Genomic DNA, 25079 nt, shown 5'->3' on the forward strand with positions numbered 1-25079 from the left:
TTGTCATCGTGATTGAGAGAATGCGCCCCATGCGCTTGATCGCTACCCTCTCCACGGCTGCCACTTTGCTGCTTGGCAGCGGGGCTGCCCACAGCGCGGAGTTCTTCTTCGCCCCCTATAAAGATGCCAGCCTGATGTTGGACCCTGCATCAGGCCGCATGCAACGCTTGGCCGGCCAGGCCGCCGCCCAGCTGCTGCAGCCGGATCTGCCCGCACTGATCTGGGCCTTCGCCACCGGTGAGTGCGGCCAAGAACGCTGGGGAGAGGTGGACACCGACCGCTTCGCCCAAGCCAATGTCGCCGCCTTTGTGCAAGCCCAGCGGCCTTATGTGGTGTCGACAGGCGGCGAAGCCGGCTCCTTCACCTGTGGCACCGATGCCGGTTTCGCTCAATTCCTGGCGCGTTATGACTCGCCTTTTCTGAAGGGCCTGGATTTCGACATCGAGCGCCAGCAGACCGCCGCCCAAATCGACGATCTGGTGCAGCGCGCGGCCGCGCTGCAGCGCCAACGCCCCGCGCTGCGCATCAGCTTCACCGTGGCCACCTACGCGGCCGCCAACGGCAGCCAGCAAAGCCTGAATCCCTTGGGCGAAACCGTGCTGCGCAGCCTGCGCCGCCACGGCTTTGATGCTGCCATCCTGAACCTGATGGTGATGAACTATGGCCCGGCCCAGCCCGCGCACTGCGTGCTGCGGGAGGCGCACTGCGACATGGGCGCCTCGGCCCTGCAGGCCGCACGCAATGTCAGCGGCAAGTACGGCGTGCCAATGAGCCGCATCGCGCTGACGCCGATGTTGGGTGAGAACGATGTGGCCCACAACGTCTTCACTCTGGCGGACGCCCAGCGCCTGGCCCAGGAGGCCCGTGCGGCGGGTCTGGCGGGCTTGCACTATTGGTCACTGGACCGAGACCAGCCCTGTGCCGCAGGCGAGCCCCGCGTCAGCCCCCGCTGCCACGCCCTGCCTCAAGTCGCTCCGGGCCAGTTCTTCAAAGTGCTGCACACCGCGCCCTGACGGCAGGGATCCTAGGGGACACCCGTATCGTGTCCGTTCGCGCCTGACCCTTATCATGGCTGTAAGCCCAGGGCAAACCCCTGGCTTACAAACCACAACAACATGATGAGGAACGGGCGTGGGACGTGTAGCGAGTAAGGGAGCCGAGCCGGGCGAGCCCGTGTTGATCTACATCCACGGCATCGGCCACCAAGCCCCAGCGCATCAGCTCAAAGCCCGTTGGGACCTGGCCGTGGCTGGCCGAGAGCTGCAAGACGACAGCGCAATGGCTTATTGGGCGGATTTGCTCCATGCCAGCGACGACAGCGCAGCGGCGGCTGGGGCAACGCTCAGCGCCCGCAGCAAGACTGTGGATGTCGCCGCCTTGCTGCAAGCGCGAGATCTGGCCTCCAACCCGGATGCAGTGGCGCTGGCCCGGAACCTGATGACCCGCCTGGGCGCCGCAGACACGGCATCTGGTCGTGTCGGCCGCAAAGTCTTGCCCCTGCCGTCCTGGGCGCGCAAGCCCATCAGCCGCGTCTTTTTGACCGCCTTCTTGGGCGATGTGGCGGCCTACTTCTTTGGCCAACAAGGAGGCCGCCCGCTGCGTGAGGTGGCTCAAGAGCGGCTGCGCGCTCAGCTCATCGCCGCCAAAGGCCGCCCCATCACCTTGGTGGCGCACAGCCTGGGCTCGGTCATCGCTTTTGAGGTCCTGAGCCAACTCCGCACTGAAGACGGTGTGAAACTGGAGACCTTCATCACCCTGGGCTCTCCTCTGGGCCTCGATGAAATCCAAGACTTTCTGCAGCCCCAGGGCTTGAAGGTGCCGGCCGTCGTCAAACACTGGATCAACTTTGCAGACCCGCTGGACCCGGTCGCCGCCGACAAGGCCGTGACCGCTGACTTTGCTCCGCAGCGCGGCGTGAGCGTGGTCTTGAAGGACGAACTCATCCTGAATCGCCAGAGCCAGCAGCTTTGGGGCTTCAACCCCCATGCCGCCGAAGGCTATCTGGCCCACCCCTGGGTGCGGCGCGCCATCCATGCGTCCGCCCGCATGGACTCCATGGCCCGCTTTGTGATGGCCCGTGACGTGGCCGAGCGCCTGGCCGCAGCGCCTGAGGTGCGGCACCCGGTGCTGATTGAAGTGCTGGAGCCAGGCTATGGTGCCTTGGGCGAGAGCGACAAGGCCACGCGAGACATGGAGTCAAAGCTCAAGGCCGCAGACACGCTGCAAGGACGGGTGCAACAAACGGCCGAGCGACTGAGTGAGCTGCTCGAAGAAATGCAGCATGACCCCGCCGCGGCCCGCATCGACCTGCTGCGGCGCTTTGTGGCGGCGCACCTCACGGCTGATGAGCTGGCCCGGGTGGCCCAAGATCACGCGAACCTGCGGGTCTATGCCGTTTGGCGCAGTGCCACCAAGCGCCGGCTCACCGACCGCCGCTCGCATGCCGTCATCAAGTCGGATGCCGCGCTGACCAGCTTTGGCGCTGACGGGCACAAAGTGACGTGGGCCGTATTGGACACCGGCATCCAGGCCAACCACCCGCACTTTAAGAACACCCCGCTCAAGGTTTACGACTGCACGCGCGTCGGCCCACCCGTGCTGGTCAAGGCGGCCACCGACAAGAACGGCCACGGCACCCACGTCAGCGGCATCATCGCCGGCGCTGCGGCATCGCCCAAAAGCGCGAAGCCCGACGCTGAGCCTGTCCCACGCGGCATCGCCCCGGCGGCGGCCCTGGTGGTCTACAAGGTGCTGGACGACCAAGGCCAGGGCGAAGATGCCTGGATCATCAAGGCCATGGACCACATTGCCCAGACCAATGCCAACCGCGCCGAAGGCTTGGCCATCCATGGCGTGAACCTTTCTCTGGGCGGACCCTTTGATCCGACCGTCTATGGCTGTGGCTTCTCACCGCTGTGTGCCGAGCTGCGCCGCCTCTGGCGCGACGGCGTTCTGGCCGTGGTGGCCTGCGGCAATGAGGGCTTGCTGCAGGTCAGCACACCCGACGGCGTGGCCGACCTTTACAGCCCCATGTCGGTGGGCGACCCGGCCAACCTGGAAGAGTGCATCGCCGTGGGTTCGGTCCATGCCGACAAGCCCCACCTCTACGGCGTCTCCAGCTTTTCGTCCCGCGGCCCCACCGCCGACGGCCGCCCCAAGCCCGATGTGGTGGCCCCTGGCGAGCGCATCCTCTCTTGCAACGCCCGCTGGAAGGGCCAAGGCCAAGTCCCCTACATCCAGGAAAGCGGCACCAGCATGGCCGCCCCCCATGTCAGCGGCCTGCTCGCCGCCTTTCTGTCCGTCCGCCGCGAGTTCATTGGCCGCCCGGACGAGGTGAAGAAGATTCTGCTCAACACCTGCGTGGACATCGGGCGGGATCGGTATCACCAGGGCAAGGGGATTCCGAACTTGATGCAGATGTTGTTGACGGTGTAGCCCTACACCCGGCCTGCGGTTACCCCGCCTGCCCAGCACCGCCGCCGTGCATTAAGCTCTCGTTCATGAACCTTCTCCTTGCTGAAGACGATGCCATCTTGTCGGACGCCCTGTCGGCCCAGTTGCGGGCGGTGGGCTTTGCGGTGGAGCATGCGCCCAATGGGGCGGTGGCGGAGTTTTTGTTGTTGAAGCAGGCCTTTGATGTGGCCGTGCTGGATTTGGGCTTGCCCATGGTGGATGGGCTGACGGTGCTCAAGCGCGTGCGCCTGGCCAAACCGGACTTGCCGGTGCTGGTGCTGACGGCGGCCGACAGCCTGGAGTCGCGCGTCGCGGGGCTCAATGCCGGCGCGGATGACTACCTGACCAAGCCCTTTGACTTCCCCGAGCTAGAGGCTCGCCTGCGCGCCTTGCTGCGGCGCGCCCGCAGCAACCCCACGGCCGGCGCCGCCAATGCGGCGCAATGGGGCAAGCTGAGTTTTGAGCGGGACACGCGACGCGCCAGCATCGACGGCGAGCCGCTGGACCTGAGCCCGCGTGAATGGATGCTCTTGGACCTGCTGCTGGGCCAGCGCGACAAGGTGGTCACCAAAGAGCAGATCGCCACCGCTTGGGGCTCAGACCCGTCCGAAGCGGCCAGCCCGGGCTCCATCGAGGTCTACATCCACCGCCTGCGCCGCAAGCTGGAGACCTCGGGCTTGGCCATCCGCACCGTGCGGGGGCTGGGCTATCTGCTGGAGTCGAATGACTGAGCCCGCAGGGCAGAAGCAGCTCCGGCTGGCAGCGCGCACCGGGCTTTGTTAAGCTAGCGTTCATGAATTTGAACCCCCCAGCCGCCGGTCCCGCTGAGGAGGCCCAGCGGTGACCCGCCCCAGCCTGCTGCGCCCGCATTCGCTGCGGCGCCAGTTGTTGCTGTGGCTGCTGGTGCCGCAGGCGGTGCTCTGGCTGGCCGGGGCTTTTGGCAGCTATGTGCTGGCCGCCCGCTACACCAACCAGGCCATCGATGCCAGTCTGACCCAAGCCACGCGTTCGCTGGCGCGGCAGGTCAAGCCCATGGGCAACGGGCTGTTCATCGACTTTCCGCGGGCGGCCCAAGACATCATTGAATCGGACCCCGAGGACCGGGTCTATTACATGGTCAGCACGCCGCCAGGCCAGTTCATTCTGGGCAATCAGAACCTCACCTTGCCTGAGGTCAAAGGCACGCCCCGCCTGAACGAGCCGCTGCTGTATGACGGCCGGGTGGATGACAAGCCTGTGCGCCTGGCCGCGCTGTTCCTGGCCTATGGCGATGAAGACCAGCCGCGCCAGACCATGCTGGTGCAAGTGGCGCGCGGGCTCAAGAGCCGCGAGACCCTGGCCACCGAGATCCTGCGCGACATTGCCCTGCCGCTGTCCGCGCTGATGGTGCTGATGTCCATGATCGTCTGGGCGGGCATCCGGGCAGGCTTGGCGCCGCTGGAGCGCATGCGCAAGCAGGTAGAGGTGCGCGCACCTCATGACCTGGCGCCCGTGCAGTTGGAGACCGCCCCTACCGAGCTGCACTCACTGGTGGTGGCCTTGAACAGCCTGCTGGCCGCCGTGCAAAGCAGCATGGCCGCACAGCGCCGCTTCATCAGCGATGCGGCGCATCAGCTGCGCACCCCTTTGGCGGGGCTGAAGAGCCAAACGGAGTTGGCGCTGAAGGAGGCGCAAGACCCAGCCCTCAGAACCCGCCTGGAGCGGGTGCACCAAAGCGCCTCGCGCAGCGCCCACTTGGTGACCCAGTTGCTGACGCTGGCGCGGGCCGAGCCCGAGTCCCATGCGGCCTTGGGCCGCACCCACTTTGACCTGGCGCGCCTGGCCCAAGAGGTCACCGCCGACATGGTGCCGCGCGCCTTGAAGGCCGGTGTGGACTTGGGGCTGAGCGAGGACAGCTCGGACGTCGCGCTGCCCGTCCACGGCCATGCCTTGCTCATCAAAGAGGCGCTGGTGAACGTGATCGACAACGCCATCCGCTATGCCGGCCGTGGCAGCGAGGTGACCGTGCGGGCCCATGCCCAAGGTGCTTGGGCCGTGCTGGACGTGGACGACAGCGGCCCTGGCATTGAGGCCGCCCAGCACGAGGCCGTGTTTGAGCGCTTTGTGCGCCTGAGTGCGGGGACCGCAAGCCCTGGGCTGAACGACGACGGCTGCGGCCTGGGCTTGGCCATCGTGAAGGAGATCATCGAGCGCCATGCCGGCACCGTAGGGCTGCAAAGCCTGGACCCTCAGGGTCTGCGCGTTTCCTTACAACTCCCCAAAGCTTCATTAACAACACATTAAGGTTAGTACCTATCTTTAATTTATTAATGTCTCTTTAACATTGCATTCGTGCTGCACAACAGCGGCCGAGGGCACCCGCCCTTCCACCATGCAACTTGGAGACATTGATGACCTTCCTCGCACGAACCCTGTTGTCGTCTGCGGCCCTGTTGGGCCTGGGCGCGGTGTCCATGAGCGCCCAGGCGCTGGACTACAGCGGCTACTTCCGCGGTGGCCCCGGCGCCACCCAATCTGGCACGGCGCGCGCCTGCTACCACTTGAACGACGGCGCGGGCAACGGCATTGCGCGCGGCCTGAACTACCGCCTGGGCAATGAGTGCGACATCTACGGCGAGTTCCAGATCGACCAGAAGTACGTCAAGGACGGCATCGAGTACAGCGGCACCATCATGGTCAACCACTACTCCAACCAGACCGACCAAAACGGCAGCGGCTTCAACTTCGAGCAGCTCTATGCGGAGGCCAAGGGCTTTGACGTGATGCCCGAAGCCACCTTCTGGGTCGGCAAAGCGCGGGGCCGTCGTGGTGATGTGCACATCGTCGACTGGTTCTTCACCGACATGAAGGGCGTGGGCGCCGGCGTGAAGGGCATTGGCGTGGGCAGTGGCAAGCTGGGCTTTGCTTGGTACAAGACCGACGGCGACCAAACCAAGCCGGGTAACCGCCTGAATGTGGAAGTGCTGGGCTTGAACAGCAACGAGAACGGCAAAGCCAACCTCTTCTTCACCGCCACCAAGGGTCAATTCAATGGCGGCACCGGTGGCTTCGGCGCCAGCCTGCGCCATGACCAGTCCAAGCTCTTTGGCACCAGCCTCTCCAACACCTTGTGGCTGCAAGTAGCCACCGGCTCCACCAGCCTGGAGTCGAACTTTGGCGACCTGACCCGCAAGGCCTCGGCCAAGAGCCTGCGCATTGTGGAGAGCATCAACTGGCAGTCGGGCGCCTTCGGCGGCCAAGCCATTGCGCTCTTGGGCAGCTCTGAAGACAACGACGGCAAGAAGACCACCGCCTCCACCTTGGGGGGCCGGGTGTCTTATGGCCTGAGCAAGAACTTCAAAATGGTGGCCGAAGCCGGCGTGTCGCAGTACAAACCTGAAGGGGGCGAAACCGCCCGCCTGACCAAAGTGACGCTGGCTCCGACGCTGTCGATCAACAGCGACTTCTGGAGCCGACCCGAGCTGCGCCTGTATGTGACCCACGGTCAATGGAACAAGGCCGCCGGTAACGTCACTGGCCAAGCGGGCTTCGCGGACAAGACCTCGGGAACCAGCTATGGTGCTCAAGTCGAGTGGTGGTTCTGAATCAACAACATAAGGAGACTGACATGACGAAGACGCTCAATCTGCACGCCTTGGCCCTGGGTGCACTGATGACCTGCGCGGCTGCGGCCCAAGCTGGTGAAGTGGAAGTGCTGCACTGGTGGACCGCCGGTGGCGAGGCCAAAGCCGCTGCCGCCCTGAAGGCCACCTTGCAAGCCAAAGGCCACACCTGGAAAGACTTTGCCGTGGCCGGTGGCGGCGGCGACTCCGCGATGACGGTGCTGAAGTCGCGCGTGGTCTCGGGCAATGCCCCGGCTGCGGCGCAAATCAAAGGCCCCTCGCTGCAAGAGTGGGCTCGCGAAGGTGTGCTGGCCAATATGGACGATGTGGCCAAGGCCGAGAAGTGGGATGAGTCCCTGCCCAAGGTCGTCAGCGACATCATGAAGTACAAGGGCAACTACATCGCCGCGCCGGTTAATGTGCACCGCGTCAACTGGCTCTGGGCCAACCCGGAAGCCTTCAAAAAGGCCGGCGCCAAGGTGCCGACCAACTGGGACGAGTTCTTCGTCGCCGCAGAGGCCCTAAAGAAGGCCGGCATCACCCCGGTGGCGCATGGCGGCCAGAACTGGCAAGACTTCACCACCTTCGAGGCCGTGGCCTTGGGGGTCGGTGGTGTCGAGTTCTACAAAAAGGCCCTGGTGCAACTGGACCCGGCCACGCTGAACAGCCCGACCATGGAAAACGTGCTGAGCACCTTCAAAAAGGTGAAGAGCTACACCGACAAGAACGCCCCTGGGCGCGACTGGAATCTGGCCACGGCCATGGTGATCAAGGGTGAAGCCGGCATGCAGATCATGGGCGATTGGGCCAAGGGCGAGTTCATTGCGGCAGGCAAGGCGCCGGGCAAAGATTTTGTCTGCGCCCCGGCCCCCGGCACGGCCAAGAGCTTCACCTTCAACGTCGATTCGTTCGCGCTGTTCAAGCTGAAGAACGACGCCAATGTGAAGGCCCAGAAGGACTTGGCCACCGCCATCATGTCGCCCGAATTCCAGGAGCTGTTCAACCTGAACAAGGGTTCTATCCCGGTGCGCTTGGGCATGAAGATGGACAAGTTCGACGACTGCGCCAAGACCTCGTCGGCCGACTTTGTGGCCACGGCCAAGACGGGCGCTTTGGTGCCCTCGATCGCCCACGGCATGGCAGTGCCCTCGGCCGCTGAAGGCGCCATCAAAGACGCGGTGAGCCAGTTCTGGAACACCGACAAGATGACGCCCAAGGACGCCATGGCCAAGATCGTGGCTGCCGCCAAGACCAAGTAAGTGTCTTGCACGGGGCACCTCGTCTGGGGTGCCCCTCCCTATCACCTGCTGCTCGCCCCTTGGGGCGGGCGGCTTGAGACCAGCGGCCCATGTCTGCACCCTCTGCACTCCGCACCCCCTGGCTGCCCAAGCTGGTGGTGGCACCCTCTTTTGTCGTCTCCTTCCTGTTCATCTATGGCCTGATGGCCTGGAACGGCTATTTGTCCGTCTCTGCCTCGCGCCTGCTGCCCAACTACGAATTCGTGGGCCTTGAGCAGTACGAGATCTTGTTCGAGAACGAACGCTGGTGGGTGGCCTTGCGCAACCTGGCCGTGTTTGGCGGCCTCTTCATTGGCGGCGGCATGGCGGTCGGCCTGCTGCTGGCCATTTTGCTGGACCAAAAAATCCGCGCCGAAGGCGTGCTGCGCACCATTTACCTCTACCCCATGGCGCTGAGCTTCATCGTCACCGGCACGGCCTGGAAGTGGATGCTCAACCCCGGCTTAGGGCTGGAGCACCTGATGCACCAATGGGGCTTTACCGAGTTTGAATTCGGCTGGTTGGTGGACCCGGACATGGCCATCTACTGCGTGGCCATCGCAGGCATCTGGCAATCAGCCGGCTTTGTGATGGCGCTGTTCTTGGCGGGCCTGCGTGGCATTGACGACAGCATCATCAAAGCCGCCCAGGTCGACGGGGCCAGCTTACCCAAGATCTATTGGCGCATCCTCATCCCCACGTTAAGACCGGTGTTCTTCAGCACGCTGATGGTGGTCTCGCACCTGGCCATCAAGAGCTTTGACCTGGTGATGGCGCTCACCGCCGGTGGGCCTGGCTATGCCACGGACCTGCCCGCCACCTTCATGTACACCATGGCGTTTTCACGCGGCCAGATCGGCCTGGGGGCGGCCAGCGCCACCGTGATGCTGGCCACCGTCGCCGCCATCGTCGTGCCCTACCTCTACTCTGAATTGCGGGTGAAGAAATGAGCGCCCCCTCCACCCTGTCGCCACGCTTGAGCCTGGGCCGCATCTTGTTGTTCGTATCTCTGGGCCTGTTTGCGCTGTTCTTCTTGACGCCGCTCTATGTGATGCTGGCCACCTCGTTCAAGACCATGGACGAGATCCGCGAGGGCACGCTGCTCTCGCTACCCGCCAGCCCCAGCTTTGCGGCCTGGGCCACCGCCTGGAGCAGCGCCTGCACCGGCACCGACTGCGGCGGGCTCAAGCCCTTCTTCATGAACTCGGTGATGATGGTCATCCCGGCAGTGCTGACCTCCACCTTGATCGGCGCGCTCAATGGCTATGTGCTGTCGAAGTGGAAGTTCAAGGGCAGCGAGTTCATGTTCGCCCTGCTGCTGTTCGGCGTCTTCATGCCCATGCAGGTGGTGCTTTTGCCCATGAGCCAGGTGCTGGGTTGGCTGGGGATTGCCAGCTCCGTCTGGGGCTTGATCCTGGTGCATGTGATCGCGGGCATTCCCAGCACCACGCTGTTCTTTCGCAACTACTACGTGGGCCTGCCCGATGAGCTGATCAAGGCCGCCATGCTGGACGGTGCCAACTTCTGGCAGATCTTCTGGCGCATTGTGTTGCCGCTGTCCACGCCCATCCTGGTGGTCACGCTGATCTGGCAGTTCACCAATATCTGGAACGACTTCCTCTATGGCGTGGTGTTCTCGGGTGCCGACAGCAAGCCCATCACTGTGGGCCTGAACAACCTGGCCAACACCTCCAGCAGCGTCAAGGAATACAACGTGGACATGGCCGCCGCCATGATCGCCGCGCTGCCCACGCTGTTCGTCTACATCGTTGCGGGCAAATACTTTGTCCGCGGTCTGACCGCTGGTGCGGTCAAAGGCTGAGAGTATTTATGAGTGCATTGACCATTCAAGACGTCCGCAAGTCCTATGGCGCGGTGGACATCCTCAAGGGCATCAACATCCACATTGAGGCTGGCGAGTTTCTGATCCTGGTGGGGCCTTCGGGCTGCGGCAAGTCCACCTTGCTGTCCATGATTGCCGGGCTGGATGTGCCCACCTCGGGCGCCATCCGCCTGGGCGAGCGGGACATCACCCACCTGCCCAGCAAGGACCGCGACATTGCCATGGTGTTCCAGAGCTATGCGCTCTATCCGAACATGAACGTGGCCCAGAACATCGCCTTTGCGCTGGAGATGCGCAAAGTGCCCAAGGCCCAGCGCGAGGCTGCTGTGCAGCGCGTCTCGGATATGCTGCAGATCGGCCACCTGCTGGACCGCAAGCCCGGCCAGCTCTCCGGCGGCCAGCGCCAGCGCGTGGCCATGGGCCGGGCCTTGGCCCGCGACCCCAAGCTCTTTTTGTTTGATGAGCCGCTCTCCAACCTCGACGCCAAGCTGCGTGTGGAGATGCGGGCCGAGATCAAGCGCCTACACCAGCGCACCCAAACCACCACCGTCTATGTCACCCATGACCAGGTCGAAGCCATGACCCTGGGCGACCGCATTGCGGTGATGAAAGACGGCCAGGTGCAGCAGTTCGGCACGCCTGACGACATCTACAGCCGCCCCGCCACACGCTTTGTGGCCGAGTTCATTGGCTCCCCCGCGATGAACCTGGTGACCGCGCAGCGCCAGGCGCAAGCCCTCAGCGCACACGGCCTGCCGCTGCCGCTCCATGGCGCTCAGCAGGCGGCCTTGGGCTCAGCGGCGGAGGTGCTCTATGGCATCCGCCCCGAACACTTGCAGTTGAGTGCGGCGGGAGCCGCCGGCAGCCTGCCCGGCACGCTCTCCATGCTGGAGCCCACCGGCCCCGAGACCTATGCGCTGGTAGACACACCGCTGGGCACCTTGACCGCGCGCGTGCCAGGCACGGTGGCCCACAAGGTGGGCGAAGCCGTCAGCCTGGCTTGGGCCGCTGAAGCGGCGCATCTCTTTGACGCCAAGACGGAACAGCGCTTGGCCTGAGACTGAAAGTGCGTCCAGCCGCCCTTGCGCCTTTACAGTGGCGCATTCCTGTCCCGCTGCCCTTGCCATGACTCTCCCTCAGCTGCCGCCCCTGCCCAATGTCCGCGACCCTGCTGTGCTGCGCCAGCAGGTCTGGGACACCCTGGCTTTTTACGACGGCCGCTGCGTGGACGACAGCGGCGGGCTGTTCCAGTTCTTCAAAGACGACGGCACGGTCTATGACAGGCATACGCGGCACCTGGTCAGCTCCACCCGCTATGTGCTGACCTTTGCCCAAGCCGCCAGGCGTTATCCAGACCACCCGCGCGCCAGCGCCTGGCTGCAGACCGCCCGCCATGCCTTGCGCTTTGTGCAAGAGGCCCACTGGCGGCCTGAGACGGGCGGCTATGCCTGGTTGTTGCGCTGGGAGCACGGGCAGGCCACGGTCTTGGATGCCACCCACCACTGTTATGGCTTGGCTTTTGTGCTGCTGGCCCACGCCCACGCGCTGCGGGCGGGTATCACCGAAGCTCGGCCTGGCCTGGCCGCCACCTATGCCTTGATGGAGCAACGCTTCTGGGAGCCCGACCAAGGCCTGTATGCCGACGAGGCCACACCGGAATGGCACCTCCAGCCCTACCGCGGCCAGAACGCCAATATGCATGCCTGCGAGGCCATGCTGGCGGCCTATGAAGCCACCGGCGAGGCTCACTACTTGAACCGCGCCTACACGCTGGCAGAGTCAGTCACCGTGCGCCTAGCCACCCATGCCCAAGGCGGCATCTGGGAACATTACCGCCGCGAGGCGGGAGGGGCCTGGCAGCCCGACTGGGACTACAACCGCCATGACAAGACCAATATTTTTCGGCCTTGGGGCTTTCAGACCGGCCACTTCACGGAATGGGCCAAGCTGCTGCTGAACCTGGAGCGCGACCTGCAGGCCGCGGGCGATGCACGCGGCCAGGCCCCTTGGCTGCTGCAGCGGGCTCAAGCCCTGTTTGACGCAGCCTGGGCGCACGGCTGGGACACCCAGCACGGCGGCCTGGTCTATGGCTTTGCGCCACAAGGCAGCCCAGCCACCGACACGGCACAGCAGGTATGCGACGGCGACAAATACCACTGGGTGCAGGCCGAGAGCCTGGCTGCTGCGGCGGTGCTGGCGACCCGCACGGGCGAGGCCCGCTACTGGCGCGCCTACGAGCAGCTCTGGGCCTATGTGTGGGCCCATTTTGTGGACCACCAGCACGGTGCCTGGTTCCGACTCCTGGGGCCTGCCAACCAAGTCCTGACCGACGAAAAAAGCCCTGCGGGCAAGGTGGATTACCACAATATGGGCGCCTGTCATGAGGTCATAGACGCCTTACAGCCCGCATAACTGAAGGGGATTTGGCGCCTTATTGGCCTCAACACCCTGCGCTGTATAGAGGCACTATCGCAAGAGGAAAGCTCCATCGTCCGGAACCATCGGCGTTGGCAGTGTTGATTTGCGAAGGATCCCTATGGCTTCGATCAGTGCGTCTTTGTTGCGCCCAGGCACTTACCTGATGCGGCGCTTGCGCATGCGCACCAAGCTGTCGCTGATGGCGCTGATGCTTTGCGTTCCACTGGCTCTGCTCATGGCGCACAACATGTTGCGCGCGAGTCAAGAGCTGCAGGGCACGCAGGCCAGGCTCGCTGGAGCGCGCCTGCTGCCGGGCTTGATCTCCATTGGGGTCGACATCCAAACCCTGCGTGCGCTGCACCAGCGTGCGTCGTCCAGCGACACCGCCGCCGCCGCCCCACGCGACGAAGCCCGCAAGCGCCTGCAAGCCAGCGTGGCTGCCCTTGACGCGGAGTTCAATCGCCCCTTGCCCTTTGCCATTCAAGACGCCTGGGGCCCCGTGCGCGAGGGCACCTTGGCCCTGGCTGAGGGCAAGATTCCGCAACGGCGGGACGAAGCCTACCTGGCTCACACCGCCCAAATCGACAAGCTGCGGCAGTTGGTGCATGTCGCCGCCGAGCGCTCTGGCTTGGTGCTCGACCCAGACCCCAAGAGCTATTTCCTCATGGACTTGGTGGTCGAGCGCGCCCTGCCCTGGACAGAAACATTGGCTCAAGCCATGGGCCAAGGCTCGGGTGTCTTGGCCCGAGGTGAAGCCACCAAGGTCGAGCGCTCATCCATCTTGGGACGGGCAGAGGCCCTAGAGACACAGCTCTCCGACATGAGCTACCGCCAAGGCGCCGTGGAGCGCTCGGGCGCGGCCGTGCCTGAGCGCTGGGCCGCCAGCCTGCAACAAGGCAAGGCCTATATGGACAAGGTGCGCGAGGTGATCGGCGCCGAGGCCATTGTGGGTGAACCCGGCCCCTATTTCGACCAAGGTGCCAAGGCGCTGCAGGTGGCGTTGGAGCTCAACCAGCACCTTGTCACTCAGTTGGTCAGCACCTTAGAAGCAGGCGAGCAGCGATTGAAGCTGGAGCTGGCTGCGCAAGTGGCGCTGGCTGCAGCCGGCGTGTTGCTGATGAGCTACCTCGGGCTCGCCTTTTTCCGCAGCTTCGTGGGCTCACTGCGTGCGCTGCACCGCGGCGTCACGGCCGTGGCTTCGGGCGACCTCTCGCACAAGGTCGAGATCAAGGGCACCGACGAACTGGCCGAGATCGGGGCCGTGCTGGAAGCCATGGGCGAACGACTGTCCTCGATGGTGGCCGAGATCCGCAGCAGCGCGGTGCGCGTGGGACTCTCTGGCCAGCAAGTGGCCCAAAGCGGCGAAGCCCTGGCCCAGCGTACCGACGCCCAAGCCATCAGCTTGCACCAGACGGTGCAGACGGTGACGGACCTGACCGATGCCGTGGCCCAAAATGCCAGTGCCGCGCAGACCTTGGACTCGCTGACCGGCCGCCTGCGCGAAGAAGCCGAGGCCGGTGGCGTGGCCATGCAAGAAACGGTGGGCGCGATGACCGAGTTGGAAAGCAGCTCGCGCCGGGTGGGCGAGATCATCGGCACCATTGACGGCATTGCCTTCCAAACCAATATCCTGGCCCTGAACGCCGCCGTTGAAGCAGCTCGCGCCGGTGAAGCCGGACGTGGCTTTGCGGTGGTCGCCAGCGAGGTGCGTCAACTGGCTCAGCGAAGCGCCTCAGCCGCCGGCGAGATCCGTCACCTCATTGGTCAGTCGAGTGAGCATGTCAGCCAATCCGTCCAGCGCATCCAACGTGCCAGTGGCACCCTGGGTGCCGTGGTGCATGGCGTGCGCGATGTCTCGGGCCGCCTGCGCGACATTGCTCAAGCCAGCTCGCGCCAGAGTGCGGGGCTGGAGCAGGTGGCTCGCAGCATTGACGGCTTGGATGAAATCACCCGCCAAAACAAGGAGATGGTGACCGAGTCTTCGGCGGCCTCTCAAGAGCTGGTGACGCGAGCGGGTGCCCTGAGCCAAGCTGTGGCTGCCATCCGCCTGCGCCAGGGCAGTGCCGACGAAGCGCGCGACATGGTGCACAAGGCCTTGGACCTCATCAAGACCCATGGCATGGACAACGCCTTTGGCACCTTCCGCACCGCCAATACGGGCTTTGTGGACCGTGACCTCTACATCTTTGTGGTCGACCGTGAAGGCCGCTATGTGGTGCATGCTGCCAAGAAGGCCATGGAAGGTCATCGCGTGCATGAAGTCCCGGGCATTGACGGCGACCGCTTCACCCGCGAAGCCTGGGAGGCCACCGCGGGCAACCACTGGGTGGAGTACAACATCATCAACCAGGCCAATGGCCAAGTGCAACCCAAGGCCAGCTATGTGGTGGCACTCAATGACAAATGGCTGATCGGCTGCGGCATCTACCGCGTGGGCGGCTGAAGGACGGCTGCCTCAATGCAGCCCGTCCCACAGCAGCTTGCAGCCTGTGGCTGCCATGCCGGCATAGAACAAGCGATAGAACCAGGTGGGGTTGACCCGCCGCACAAAGCGCAGACCCAGCCACACGCCCAAGGGCGCAAACGGCGCCAGCGCCAGTGAGGTGGCCAGGTTGGTGGTGTCAATCAAGCCCAGCCAGGCATAGGGCACCCACTTCGAGGCATTGATGGCCGCGAACAGCACGGCCATCGTCGCCGTGAAGACCACCGGCGCCAGGCGCATGGGCAGCACATAAAAACTCACTGGCGGCCCGCCCGCATGGGCCACAAAGCTGGTGAAGCCCGAGGTCACCCCCAGCACAAAGCCCAGCCAGGGCGGCGGCGGCGGAGCATCAGCACGCGGCGGAAACGCCAAGCGAATGGCCAAGAACAACAAGGTGATGCCGCCCACCACGGCTGCCACGACCTTGGCGCTGAGCACGCCAAACAGCACTGTGCCGACCACCGTACCCAGCAGCCCGGCGGGCAGCAGCAGGCGCAGAAGACGCCAGTCCGCCTGGCGCACCAGGGCCATCAAACCCATGGCGTCCATGATGGCCAGCAGCGGCAGCATGATTGCTGCGGCCTGCGGCACCGGGATGGCCAAGGCCATCAAAGGCACCGCCAATGCGCCAAAACCCGCACCGAAGCCGCTTTTGGACAAGCCCATCAGCACCACGGCCGGAATGGCCACAGCGTAAAACTGCCAATCGGTGATCAAAGCGAGGCGCTCGGTGTGGAAGAGGCGACAATTCTCGGATGTTCCAGCCCTCTCAAAACGACGTTCGCCGCTTCTTTTGCGACACCTTTGCCAAGCAGCGCCAGGGCCAGCCCATGGCGCCCATTGAGGTGCTGGCCGCCGGCTGGATGGACGAGCACCCTGAGTACCACGCCGACCTTGCCGATGTGGAGGCTGCGCTGGCCGCCGTCTACACCGTGGACGATGGCCGCACCAACCCCTTTTTGCACCTCTCCATGCACCTGACCATCAGCGAGCAGGTGTCCATCGACCAGCCTCGCGGCATCCGCCAAGCCGTAGAGCTGCTGGCGGCCAAGCGCAACTCCCTGCATGAGGCCCAGCACGAGGTCATGGAATGCCTGGGCGAGATGATTTGGCAATCCCAACGCAGCGGCCAGCCCCCCGATGGCCTGGCCTATCTGGACGCCGTGCGGCGCCGGGCCACGCGCTGACGCCCCAGCGCAGCGGTCATGGAACCGTCACACGACTGACACCGGCTCGACACCCGGTCTCGCGAGACTGCTCTCTCCCCCAAAAATTCTGGAGAGAGTCATGAAGAAACTATTCCTCAAGAGCGTGGTGCTGGCCATGGGCTGTGCCGCACTGGCGGCGCACGCTGCGCCTACCTTGATCGCCACGGGCCAGTTGCCGGGCGACGCCACGGACCTCTCGGGCCAAAGTGCGCTGCTAGAAAACGGCGTGCGCGGCAACCTGCTTGGCGGCTTGGGCTCGGGCCTGGCCTGGGCCGGTGGCACGACCTTTGTCGCCCTGCCCGACCGCGGCCCTAACGCCACCGAATGGAATGCTGCGGTGGACAACACCAGCAGTTGGATCCCCCGCTTGCAGACGCTGACCATCACGCTCAGCCCCAACCCCAGCGGCCCCCTGCCCTACACCCTGAACGCCCAACTGACCGGCACCACCTTGCTGTGGTCCAAGGAGGCTTTGGTGTATGGCCCGGCTGTGCCGGCCGCCAACAAGCGCCACAAGCACCACTTCTCGGGGCGTTCCGACAATTTCTCCTCGGCTGCCAACTCACTGAGCAGCAGCAACGCCCGCCTGGACCCTGAAGGCATTCGCGTTTCGCGCAATGGTCGCAAGGTCTTCATCTCCGATGAATACGGCCCCTATGTCTACGAGTTCAGCCGCGAAACAGGCCGCCGCCTGCGCGTGTTCGAACTGCCCGCCAGCACTTTCGCAGCGACCTCGCTCTCGGCCATGGGCTCGGTGGAGATCAGCGGCAACAGCAGCGGCCGCGTCGCCAACAAAGGCATGGAAGGCTTGGCCATCAGCCCGGACGGCAAGACGCTGTTCGGCTTTATGCAGAGCCCGCTGATCCAAGACGGCGGCGACGGTGGACGTGCCAACCGGATTGTGAAGATTGACCTGGCCACCGGCGCCATCAGCCAGTACGCCTACGACAACTTCATCCCGGCCATGAACAAGGCCTACAACAGCAGCGAGATCCTAGCGCTCAACAGCCACGAGTTCTTGGTGCTGGAGCGAGATGGCAAGGGCCTGGGCGACGGCAGCGCAGCCGTGGTCAAGCAGATCTGGAAGGTGGACCTGAGCGCGGCCCAGGATGTGAGCAACTTGTCGGGCGCGACCGCCTTGTTGGCCGCAGCCCCAGCCAAGACCTTGTTCTTGGATGTGCGCGCCGCCTTGAATGCGGCGGGCTTTGCGGACACGCAAATCCCGGCCAAGTTGGAAGCCATGACCTTTGGCCCCGACATCATGGTGGATGGCCAGGTCAAACACACGCTCTATCTGGCCAACGACAATGACTTCTTGGCCACCACGGCCGCTGGCCTGAACAACCCCAACCAGTTCTTCGTCTTTGCGTTCGACAGCCAAGACTTGGGTGGCTCGGTGTTTGAGAACCAGCGCTTCGGCAAGACCTTGCCTCGCTAAGTCTGCGGCAGCCCTTGTGCCTCAGGGCGCAAGGGCGCCCAATAGGAACACGCTAATGACCATGACCACCAGCAACATCGCATGAAGCACAGCCACTACACCGCTGCAGCCGATGGCTGCTGGCCATCTCAAGGCGTAGGTGCGCTTGATCGCCAACAGGGGATAGACCAGCACCCACAGGGTGATCAGCGTCGACAGCCACTCCAGTGAGACCGCCCCCAGTACGATCAGGCTCAAATAGAAGAACGCATGCAAGTGCATGGCAAACACAAAGTGCGCACCATAAGTCGACCTTCGCCGCCAGAACACCAGTGCCAAGATGCCTGAAAAAAACGGCAATGAGCACAGGACCGCATACGGCATGAGCGAGAGCACTTTGTTCCTAAGTCGGGCGTTCTCGGCTTCTGGGTCTTTGTCCCAGCGCGCCTTGGCAGCCGCGACTTTGGGCTGCAACCAAACAGGAAACTGATCAACATTGCTGATGAAGCCTCTAGTGCCCAATGGCTCTTCAGGCTCCTCCACTTCGAGCGACTTCGACGCTGCTGAAGCGTTTGCCAAAGGCTTCGCCGCAGCAACCGCCACCGCTGCGGCAGACGCGGCAGCAGATGCGATTTCGGCCGGGGCGGAGGCCGAGGCCGAAATGGAGATCACCGTTGGGGCAGTCTCCTCCGGGTCAGGCCAGACTTTTTCCAACAAGAAGAAGATGAAGCCCAAGGTCAGGAGCAAGCGCAGCGGCAGCACATAGCGCGCCTTGCGCCCGGCCAGATACTCCACTGTCAAAAAGCCTGGCTTGAAGGCCAAGCCCTTGAGTGAGCGCCACAAAGCCCCTTCGAGGGCCACATAGTGCGCGACGAACTCGTGCACAAACTCAAACAAGCTGGGCGGGTGATTGGCCGTGTCCTGGCCACACGCGTGGCAAAACTTGGCTTGGGGCATCAGCACAGCACCGCAATTCAGACAAGCGTCCGATGCGCCGTGGTGGGCGACCTCAGTAGAAGACGGCGAGGAAGACATGGCGCACAACTCGGCCTGGGCCAACTGCACCCCAGCCCGCAAATCAGGAAGGTGCGAATTATCGCCGCGTCAGGGCGGGCTGTAATACGCCCCAAACTGGCCGCCGCCCGCAAACGGCAATTTGCCCAGCAAGTCGGGCGTGCCGGGCGAGATGGACCAACCAGGCTGGCTGGGGCGTTTCAGCAGCCGCAGGCCATCGCTGCCCTTGCCCGGAGCGCCGGGGTTGGCGAAGGCGGGCACCTCGACCGCATTGCCGCCCCCATAGGCACTCATGCCGGTGACGCGATCAATATCGGCCACGGTGCTGTAGCCCACGCCGCGCCACAAGAGGTTGGCGCCACCACCGCCATTGAAAAACAAATTGGGGTAGAGCGCATTGCTGTGGCGCGCCGGGTCACTGAAGTCGGGGGTGGCGCCAATCGCAGGCACCGCAGCCTGGGTGCTGTAGACGAGGTTGCCGTAGATGAAATTGCCGCCGCTGCGGCCTGCCGGCACAGGCAGCCAACCCAGGCACTGGCCATAGTCATCGTTGTTGTAGCAAACGCTGGTGCTGCTGGCCAAGCCGATTTCGGCCCTGAACACCCCAGAGAAGCGCAATCGGTTGGTATCGGTGGCATTGCCGCCCACGGTGTTGGCCACGATGTAGTTGCCGCGCCCGACCAGCAGGCTGATGCCCGCGCCGGCATTGCCCCAGGCCACATTGAAGGCCACGATGTTGTAGTCGCAGAAGTGGTCGATCTGGATGCCGTTGCCGTCGGCCTGCTGGCTGTCTTGCTGGCCGTTGACATAGTTGTAGGCCACCACATTGCCATCGCAATCGGGTGCAGCATTGTCACTGGGGCTGAAGAGATGGATGCCCGAGGTGCCGCCCACCAAAGTGCCGTTGCTCAAGACTTGGTTGCGCTCGATCGACCAATAGGAGGCCTCGGACGACACGCCATGGCGGCCGTTGCCAGTGACCGTGTTGCCAGTGAAGTAAGACCCCAAGGCGCCGGTGATGGGGTTCAGCCCAGAAGCCCCTATCGCCGCTCCGTTGCCCCGGTTGTTGGCCAGGACGTTGTCCGGCCCGATGAGCAATCGCGGCCCCGCCGCTGGCGTGATGTTGAGTCCATTGAGCGCCGCGTCGTGGATGCGGTTGGCCCTCAGCACAATGTCGCTGCTGCCTCCATCAATGACCACGGCATGGCGGCCCGGGCGGGGGTCGGTGATGTCAAGCCCAGACACCTGCAGGTGCTGCGTGCCGTTGGTGATGTTCAGCCCTTGGCCCAGCTTGACCACCTGCCCGGCCGCCCCCATGACCTTGATGGGGGCCATGGCGGTGCCGCGCGCGCTGTCGATGTTCAAGGCCGGTGCACTGCCCAGCGAGCCCGTGGGCAGCCACGCGGCACCATTGGCGGCCGGGTAGATGACCAAGACATCGCCCGGCTGGAAGAAGCTCCAACGCCCTGCCAAGCTGACAGTGCGGCCATTCACCAACGTGCTGCCCATGGGGTTGGTAAAGCAGTAAGCCACCCCGACACACGAAGGCCGTACCGACCATTCGGTGGCTCCTGCCGCAGCGCTGCCCCATAGCGCCAACCACACCAATCCCAACGCAGGTGCGCGCATGCGAATTCCCCTCGACGACCTCTCGGCTTCTGTGAGCCCTGTGGAGTGATCCCAGCTGATCCCGCCAACAGGATAAACAGGAAGGACACCCCTGAGGGTTTTATCGCCGGCATCCCTCTGGGGAGTACACAGTTTGTTGGGAGTGCGCCGCACACGGCTTGGTGCGCTGTGGGTGCTCTGCGACGCGGCCGCGCACTAATTGGCATGGCGACCTCAGGCACTTGGGCGATCATTCGGGCCATGCGCCTTCAATTGCTGTCCGACCTTCACCTCGAAACCGAGAGTTATGACCCCGAACCCGCCCTGGGCGCAGAGGCCTTGATCCTGGCTGGCGACATCGACACCCGCTGGGACGCCCTGGCGCTGTTCAAAGACTGGCCGGTCCCTGTCTTGATGGTCGCGGGCAATCATGAGTTTGACGGCCGAGCGGTGGAAGAAGCCTGGCCCGCCTTGCAGGCGCGCTGCGAAGCCCTGGGTATCCAACTCTTGGAGCAAGCCAGCACAGTCCTGACCGGCGACGATGGCCGGCGCATCCGTTTTTGCGGCACCGTGCGCTGGAGCGACTTTGACCTCTTTGGTGCCAGCCAGCGCGAGCGCGCGATGCGAGCGGCTGGCTACTTCCAACGTGTGATGAACAGCCGCTGGCGCGGCGCCCCCTTTGACGCAGCGGCGGTTCGGGAAGCCGGCCTGCAATGCCGCGCCTGGCTGGAGCAAGTGCTCAGCGAACCGGCCCAAGGGCGCTGGGATGCCACCTGCGTCATCACCCACTTTGCACCCAGCCTGCGCAGCGCCGACCCACGCTTTGGCAAGCAGCCCGGCACGGCCAGCTTTTGCTGCGCCGACGATGACTTGATCCCCCGAGCCGACCTGTGGCTGCACGGTCATCTTCATTGCCGTCATGACTACACGCTCGATCGGGCCGGCCAAACACCTTCCCGCGTGGTGTGCCAGGCACGCGGCTTGGCCCGCAAAGGCGAGGCCGAAGGCTGGGATGGCCTTAAGCTGATCACGGTGTGAGCAGCGTGCGGCCTTGTGGCTATCCACATGCCATGCGGTGCGGCGCCAGCTATGCTTGGCTTGATGTAAGGCAAGACCTCTGAGCAAGAGGCTGCCACACTGACACCATTCACCTCAAGGAGATTCACCATGAAGATTCTGGTTGCCGCCGACGGCAGTGCTTACACCAAACGCATGCTGGCCTATCTGGCGGCCCATGACGAGTGGCTGGGTGCGCACCACGAATACACCGTGGTTCACACCGTGCCCGCGGTGCCTGCCCGCGCCGCTGCCGTGTTGGACAAGGCCTTGCTGAAGTCGCATTACGACGACGAAGCGGAAAAGGTCTTCAAACCCATCCGGACCTTCTTCAACAAGCAAAAGATTCAGGCCACCTATGTCTCCAAGGTGGGCAATGCCGCCGACGTGATTGCAGCCACCGCCGACAAAGGCAAATTTGACCTGCTGATCATGGGCTCACACGGCCACAGCTCACTGGCCAATCTCGTGATGGGCTCGGTGGCCACCAAGGTCATGGCTCACTGCAGCACGCCGGTCTTGCTGGTGCGCTGATCTTTTCAGCGTCGAGCCAAGAAAAAGGGGCCTTCGGGCCCCTTTCGCATTCCAGGTCCTTGCCTGTTTCACCCCTTCCAGGTGAAAGGGAACTTGAACTGGGCCCAGAAGCCGTCGGGCACGTAGTCGCCCACCACGCCGTATTGACCCGGCCATTGGCGATCAGCCTGCACCGCGGTGCCGAACAGGTGGTCGAGAAAGGCAAAGTGTGCCGCGTAGTTGCGGTCAATGGCCTCGGCGTCTTGCGAGTGATGCCAGTGGTGGAAGTTCGGCGTGACGATCACATAGCGCAGCGGCCCCAAGCGCACGCTGACATTGGCATGGTTGAACACCGCCTGGAAGCCCACCACCACCACATAGGCGTCGATGACTTCTTTGGAAAAGCCCAGCAAGAAGATGGGGGCCAGCACCGCCGTGCGGGTGATCAGGAGCTCCAAGATGTGCTGGCGCGAGCCCGCGATCCAGTCCATGCTCTTGACACTGTGATGCACCGCGTGGATGCGCCACAGCAAGGGCACCTCGTGATAGGCCCGGTGGGCCCAGTACTGCACCAGATCGGCCACCAAGATGATCAAGAGCAGCGCCGGCACAAAGGGCAGGTTTTGCACCCAGCCGCGAATGCCGTCCTGCACCGCCCAGCCAAACAGCTTGTGCACCAGCAAATTGGTGGCCAGCAAGATGAAGCCCACCACCATGTGGTTGACGATGAAGTGGGTCAGGTCGGTTTGCCACTCGGCGCGAAAGACGGGCTGGTCTTTGCGGTGTGCAAACAGCTTCTCGATGAAGATGAAGATCAGCGAAGAGCCCAGCAAATCGAGGATGAACCAGTCCAGCCCGATGTAGGGCGTGTGATCCGGGAAGTCATTGACCATGACTTTGTGGCCGCCCAAAAAGGCGGTCAGCGCGACCAAGGTGAAAGCGCCCAGCGACAACCAGCGCACGCGCCCCAGCACGATGTTGAACAGCGACAAGCCGCCGGCGATCACCATGCCGCCATACATCAGTTGGCGGATCACGTCCACGCTGTAGTTCTTGCGCAGCTCCGGCGTGGTCAGGTACTCAGGGAAGTGAAAGGCCAGCACCCCCAAGAAGCACAAGATGCCCAACACCAAGGCGATGGTGCCTGAGACCATGCCCTTGCCCGGCTTGAGCGGCCCGTGCGATTCAGCCAGTTGATTGAGTTTGTCCAGTGTGTCCATGCCACTCCCGCCCTTGGTGTTTTGATCGAAGGGAGGGATTATCGACAAGGATCACGGCCGCGGCGCCTACCGGTCAGGCGCCGGGACCCGGACGCACCTTCAGTTGCGGTCGCGGCGGAAGCTCCAGACACGCGCCTGTCGCTCGGCCTCGGCCACTTCGGCCGGGCTGGGCAGGGGCTCCAAGGGACGCTGATCGAGGCAGTAGTCCATGCCAAACGCCGTGCCCATATCGCCCGCGTCAAACTCCGGCGCAGGGGCAGGATGGCCCATCAAGCGGCGCAGAAAGCTGGGGCGGGACGGGGTGCTCATGATGGTCTCCAATGCGTCTGTGGCTCTTGGAGTTTCGGCGCATTGGCTCCAACCATAAGGGCAGAGGAGTCGGGCTTTCACCCTCTTTTGCGGCTTTCTGCCTCGGGCTGTCGCGACAAACCGAATTCAGCGAAGGCGGGAACGTTCATGTCGTTAAATCAGTATTTCTAATGATTATTGATTTAAATTACTTTCACTTCAAAAACGAGGCCTCGCCCCTCACAATCCGCCGCACCGTGACGGGCCCGTCGGGCTCGGCCACCTCAACGCAACCAGAGCTCTCTTTCATGAAAGTCATCGTTCTCGGCGCCGGCATCATTGGCATCAGCACCGCGTGGTATTTGAACCAACAGGGGCATGAGGTCACCGTCATCGATCGCCAAGCCGATGCGGCCCTGGAAACCAGCTATGCCAACGGCGCCCAGATTTCGGTCAGCTTTTGCGAACCCTGGGCCAATGCCGGGGCGCCGCTGAAAGTGGCCAAATGGCTGTTGCGTGACGACTCCCCCCTGCTGTTCCGCCCGCGCCTCGACCCGTATCAGTGGCGCTGGGGCGTGAAGTTCTTGACCCAGTGCACCGACGCCGCCTTTGCCCGCAATGTGCAGCAGCTGGTGGCTCTGGGCGCTTACAGCCATGAATCGCTGAAGAGCTTGGTGGCCGACACGGGCATCAGCTACAACCGCCTAGAGAAAGGCATCCTGCACTTCTTCTCCTCGGCCGCCGACTTTGAGGCTGGGGCTCAAGGGGCCGAGTTGATGCGCCGCTACGGTGTGGACCGCCGCGTGCTGAGCCGCGAAGAGGTGCTGAAGGTCGAGCCCGCATTGGCCAGCTTTGGCAGCCACATCCACGGCGGCACCTACACACCCAGCGACGAGTCGGGCGATGCCTGCACCTTCACGCAAAAGCTCGCCGCCTTGTGCGCCGAGCGCGGCGTCAAGTTCCTGTGGGAGCACGACATCTTGGGCCTGAACACCGCCGGTGGCGAGATCAGCGGCGTGCGCGTGGTCAACCGCCACACCGAGTTGGGCAGCACGCTGCAGGCCGACCACTACGTGGTGGCGATGGGCTCTTACAGCACCGCCTTGTTGCGCCCGGTGGGCGTGGACTTGGACATCTACCCCGCCAAGGGCTATTCCGCCACGCTGAAGCTGAAGAAGCCTGAGCAAGCCAGCAGCGTCAGCCTCTTGGACGACACGCGCAAGATCGCCATCTCGCGCCTGGGTGACACCATCCGCATCGCCGGCACGGCTGAAATGGCGGGCTACGACACCCGCTTGGACACTGCCACCGCCCAGGTGCGCTGCGCCGCGCTGGTGCGCCGCTACGAGGAACTGTTCCCCGGTGTGGCCGACACCAGCGAGCCCAACTTCTGGACTGGCCTGCGCCCCAGCACGCCCACCAACATTCCCTACATCGGCCGGGCTGAACGACTACCCAACCTCTGGCTGAACGCGGGGCACGGCACGCTGGGCTGGACCCACGGTGCAGGCTCTGGCCGGGCCTTGGCCGAGTTGATGATGGGCCAACAGCCCCAGCTCAACTTTGGCTTCTGCGGCCCGCGTGCGCCCCAAGCACGCAGCCGCGTGGCCCTGTCCAACGCCTGATCGAGCACGCACGTCACACGCAGGCCGCCTTCGCAGAAGCGGCCCCTGCGTGTGT

21 protein-coding genes are annotated in these 25079 nt (G+C 63.9%); 16 read left to right on the top strand and 5 right to left on the bottom strand.

What is annotated here, in order from left to right; translation table 11 throughout:
• The first annotated feature begins 29 nt into the window (after window positions 1-29).
• From KAK11_RS20395 to KAK11_RS20445, 11 genes are all read left to right on the top strand, one after another.
• The gene (locus KAK11_RS20395; protein ID WP_210811345.1) at window positions 30-1013 is read left to right on the top strand and encodes a glycoside hydrolase family 18 protein; all 984 of its coding nucleotides are present in this window, start codon (window positions 30-32) and stop codon (window positions 1011-1013) included.
• Between the two features lie 118 nt (window positions 1014-1131).
• Window positions 1132-3435: a S8 family peptidase gene (locus tag KAK11_RS22260; RefSeq protein WP_210811346.1), complete on the top strand. Its 2304-nt coding sequence runs from the start codon at window positions 1132-1134 to the stop codon at window positions 3433-3435.
• A 65-nt stretch (window positions 3436-3500) separates the two neighbouring features.
• Window positions 3501-4184 (top strand): response regulator transcription factor, encoded by a 684-nt coding sequence (locus KAK11_RS20405; RefSeq protein ID WP_210811347.1) that lies wholly within the window; start codon window positions 3501-3503, stop codon window positions 4182-4184.
• A gap of 109 nt (window positions 4185-4293) precedes the next feature.
• Window positions 4294-5736 carry a sensor histidine kinase gene (locus tag KAK11_RS20410; protein ID WP_210811348.1) on the top strand — a complete coding sequence of 481 codons (1443 nt, stop codon included), beginning with the start codon at window positions 4294-4296 and terminating at the stop codon, window positions 5734-5736.
• 107 nt (window positions 5737-5843) lie between these two features.
• Window positions 5844-7037, top strand: a complete 1194-nt coding sequence (locus KAK11_RS20415) for a maltoporin (RefSeq protein WP_210811349.1) — start codon at window positions 5844-5846, stop codon at window positions 7035-7037.
• A gap of 23 nt (window positions 7038-7060) precedes the next feature.
• Window positions 7061-8314 carry an ABC transporter substrate-binding protein gene (locus KAK11_RS20420; RefSeq protein ID WP_210811351.1) on the top strand — a complete coding sequence of 418 codons (1254 nt, stop codon included), beginning with the start codon at window positions 7061-7063 and terminating at the stop codon, window positions 8312-8314.
• Between the two features lie 89 nt (window positions 8315-8403).
• Window positions 8404-9282: a carbohydrate ABC transporter permease gene (locus tag KAK11_RS20425; protein ID WP_210811352.1), complete on the top strand. Its 879-nt coding sequence runs from the start codon at window positions 8404-8406 to the stop codon at window positions 9280-9282.
• A complete protein-coding gene (locus tag KAK11_RS20430; RefSeq protein WP_210811354.1) occupies window positions 9279-10154 on the top strand; it encodes a carbohydrate ABC transporter permease in 876 nt (291 codons plus the stop codon). Before KAK11_RS20425 ends, KAK11_RS20430 begins: the two co-directional genes overlap by 4 nt.
• Before the next feature lie 8 nt (window positions 10155-10162).
• The gene (locus KAK11_RS20435; RefSeq protein WP_210811355.1) at window positions 10163-11233 is read left to right on the top strand and encodes an ABC transporter ATP-binding protein; all 1071 of its coding nucleotides are present in this window, start codon (window positions 10163-10165) and stop codon (window positions 11231-11233) included.
• A 67-nt stretch (window positions 11234-11300) separates the two neighbouring features.
• Window positions 11301-12587, top strand: a complete 1287-nt coding sequence (locus KAK11_RS20440; protein ID WP_210811356.1) for an AGE family epimerase/isomerase — start codon at window positions 11301-11303, stop codon at window positions 12585-12587.
• A gap of 124 nt (window positions 12588-12711) precedes the next feature.
• Window positions 12712-15036, top strand: a complete 2325-nt coding sequence (locus KAK11_RS20445) for a methyl-accepting chemotaxis protein (RefSeq protein ID WP_210811357.1) — start codon at window positions 12712-12714, stop codon at window positions 15034-15036.
• Window positions 15037-15048: 12 nt separating this feature from the next.
• Here the strand turns inward: KAK11_RS20445 and KAK11_RS20450 are convergent, their stop codons facing one another.
• Window positions 15049-15792, bottom strand: a complete 744-nt coding sequence (locus tag KAK11_RS20450; RefSeq protein WP_210811359.1) for a sulfite exporter TauE/SafE family protein — start codon at window positions 15790-15792, stop codon at window positions 15049-15051.
• Between the two features lie 38 nt (window positions 15793-15830).
• Between KAK11_RS20450 and KAK11_RS20455 the strand changes: the two genes are divergently transcribed.
• Both KAK11_RS20455 and KAK11_RS20460 read left to right on the top strand, forming a co-directional pair.
• On the top strand, window positions 15831-16262 hold the full coding sequence (locus KAK11_RS20455; protein WP_210811360.1) for a DUF1841 family protein: 432 nt from the start codon (window positions 15831-15833) through the stop codon (window positions 16260-16262).
• Between the two features lie 100 nt (window positions 16263-16362).
• On the top strand, window positions 16363-17721 hold the full coding sequence (locus tag KAK11_RS20460) for an esterase-like activity of phytase family protein (RefSeq protein WP_210811362.1): 1359 nt from the start codon (window positions 16363-16365) through the stop codon (window positions 17719-17721).
• Window positions 17722-17742: 21 nt separating this feature from the next.
• Here the strand turns inward: KAK11_RS20460 and KAK11_RS20465 are convergent, their stop codons facing one another.
• Both KAK11_RS20465 and KAK11_RS20470 read right to left on the bottom strand, forming a co-directional pair.
• Complete coding sequence (locus KAK11_RS20465) at window positions 17743-18735, bottom strand: DUF3667 domain-containing protein (RefSeq protein ID WP_210811364.1); 993 nt, start codon at window positions 18733-18735, stop codon at window positions 17743-17745.
• Window positions 18736-18804: 69 nt separating this feature from the next.
• Window positions 18805-20343, bottom strand: a complete 1539-nt coding sequence (locus KAK11_RS20470; protein ID WP_210811365.1) for a right-handed parallel beta-helix repeat-containing protein — start codon at window positions 20341-20343, stop codon at window positions 18805-18807.
• A 240-nt stretch (window positions 20344-20583) separates the two neighbouring features.
• Here KAK11_RS20470 and KAK11_RS20475 point away from each other — a divergent pair, with 240 nt between their 5' ends.
• A complete protein-coding gene (locus KAK11_RS20475) occupies window positions 20584-21360 on the top strand; it encodes a metallophosphoesterase (RefSeq protein WP_210811366.1) in 777 nt (258 codons plus the stop codon).
• Between the two features lie 129 nt (window positions 21361-21489).
• Window positions 21490-21912 (top strand): universal stress protein, encoded by a 423-nt coding sequence (locus KAK11_RS20480; protein WP_210811368.1) that lies wholly within the window; start codon window positions 21490-21492, stop codon window positions 21910-21912.
• Between the two features lie 68 nt (window positions 21913-21980).
• Here KAK11_RS20480 and KAK11_RS20485 read toward each other — a convergent pair whose 3' ends face one another.
• Together KAK11_RS20485 and KAK11_RS20490 are read right to left on the bottom strand one after the other, a co-directional pair.
• Entirely contained in the window at window positions 21981-23111 is a 1131-nt protein-coding gene (locus KAK11_RS20485; RefSeq protein ID WP_210811370.1) for a sterol desaturase family protein, read from the bottom strand.
• Window positions 23112-23210: 99 nt separating this feature from the next.
• On the bottom strand, window positions 23211-23420 hold the full coding sequence (locus tag KAK11_RS20490; RefSeq protein WP_210811371.1) for a hypothetical protein: 210 nt from the start codon (window positions 23418-23420) through the stop codon (window positions 23211-23213).
• A 287-nt stretch (window positions 23421-23707) separates the two neighbouring features.
• Between KAK11_RS20490 and KAK11_RS20495 the strand changes: the two genes are divergently transcribed.
• Window positions 23708-25024, top strand: coding sequence for a D-amino acid dehydrogenase (locus KAK11_RS20495; protein WP_210811373.1), 1317 nt, complete (start codon window positions 23708-23710; stop codon window positions 25022-25024).
• Window positions 25025-25079 lie beyond the last annotated feature (55 nt).

The sequence above is a fragment of the Ideonella paludis genome (assembly GCF_018069865.1).
In the GTDB taxonomy this organism is placed as follows: Bacteria; Pseudomonadota; Gammaproteobacteria; order Burkholderiales; family Burkholderiaceae_C; genus Ideonella; species Ideonella paludis.

Bases quoted from the DNA above. Each gene is read 5' to 3' on its own strand.
- KAK11_RS20465 (WP_210811364.1), bottom strand. From the start codon at position 18,735: ATGTCTTCCTCGCCGTCTTCTACTGAGGTCGCCCACCACGGCGCATCG.
- KAK11_RS20490 (WP_210811371.1), bottom strand. From the start codon at position 23,420: ATGAGCACCCCGTCCCGCCCCAGCTTTCTGCGCCGCTTGATGGGCCAT.
- KAK11_RS20480 (WP_210811368.1), top strand. From the start codon at position 21,490: ATGAAGATTCTGGTTGCCGCCGACGGCAGTGCTTACACCAAACGCATG.
- KAK11_RS20475 (WP_210811366.1), top strand. From the start codon at position 20,584: ATGCGCCTTCAATTGCTGTCCGACCTTCACCTCGAAACCGAGAGTTAT.
- KAK11_RS20455 (WP_210811360.1), top strand. From the start codon at position 15,831: ATGTTCCAGCCCTCTCAAAACGACGTTCGCCGCTTCTTTTGCGACACC.
- KAK11_RS20485 (WP_210811370.1), bottom strand. From the start codon at position 23,111: ATGGACACACTGGACAAACTCAATCAACTGGCTGAATCGCACGGGCCG.
- KAK11_RS20425 (WP_210811352.1), top strand. From the start codon at position 8,404: ATGTCTGCACCCTCTGCACTCCGCACCCCCTGGCTGCCCAAGCTGGTG.
- KAK11_RS20435 (WP_210811355.1), top strand. From the start codon at position 10,163: ATGAGTGCATTGACCATTCAAGACGTCCGCAAGTCCTATGGCGCGGTG.
- KAK11_RS20445 (WP_210811357.1), top strand. From the start codon at position 12,712: ATGGCTTCGATCAGTGCGTCTTTGTTGCGCCCAGGCACTTACCTGATG.
- KAK11_RS20420 (WP_210811351.1), top strand. From the start codon at position 7,061: ATGACGAAGACGCTCAATCTGCACGCCTTGGCCCTGGGTGCACTGATG.
- KAK11_RS20395 (WP_210811345.1), top strand. From the start codon at position 30: ATGCGCTTGATCGCTACCCTCTCCACGGCTGCCACTTTGCTGCTTGGC.
- KAK11_RS20495 (WP_210811373.1), top strand. From the start codon at position 23,708: ATGAAAGTCATCGTTCTCGGCGCCGGCATCATTGGCATCAGCACCGCG.
- KAK11_RS20440 (WP_210811356.1), top strand. From the start codon at position 11,301: ATGACTCTCCCTCAGCTGCCGCCCCTGCCCAATGTCCGCGACCCTGCT.
- KAK11_RS20430 (WP_210811354.1), top strand. From the start codon at position 9,279: ATGAGCGCCCCCTCCACCCTGTCGCCACGCTTGAGCCTGGGCCGCATC.
- KAK11_RS20470 (WP_210811365.1), bottom strand. From the start codon at position 20,343: ATGCGCGCACCTGCGTTGGGATTGGTGTGGTTGGCGCTATGGGGCAGC.
- KAK11_RS20415 (WP_210811349.1), top strand. From the start codon at position 5,844: ATGACCTTCCTCGCACGAACCCTGTTGTCGTCTGCGGCCCTGTTGGGC.
- KAK11_RS20460 (WP_210811362.1), top strand. From the start codon at position 16,363: ATGAAGAAACTATTCCTCAAGAGCGTGGTGCTGGCCATGGGCTGTGCC.
- KAK11_RS20405 (WP_210811347.1), top strand. From the start codon at position 3,501: ATGAACCTTCTCCTTGCTGAAGACGATGCCATCTTGTCGGACGCCCTG.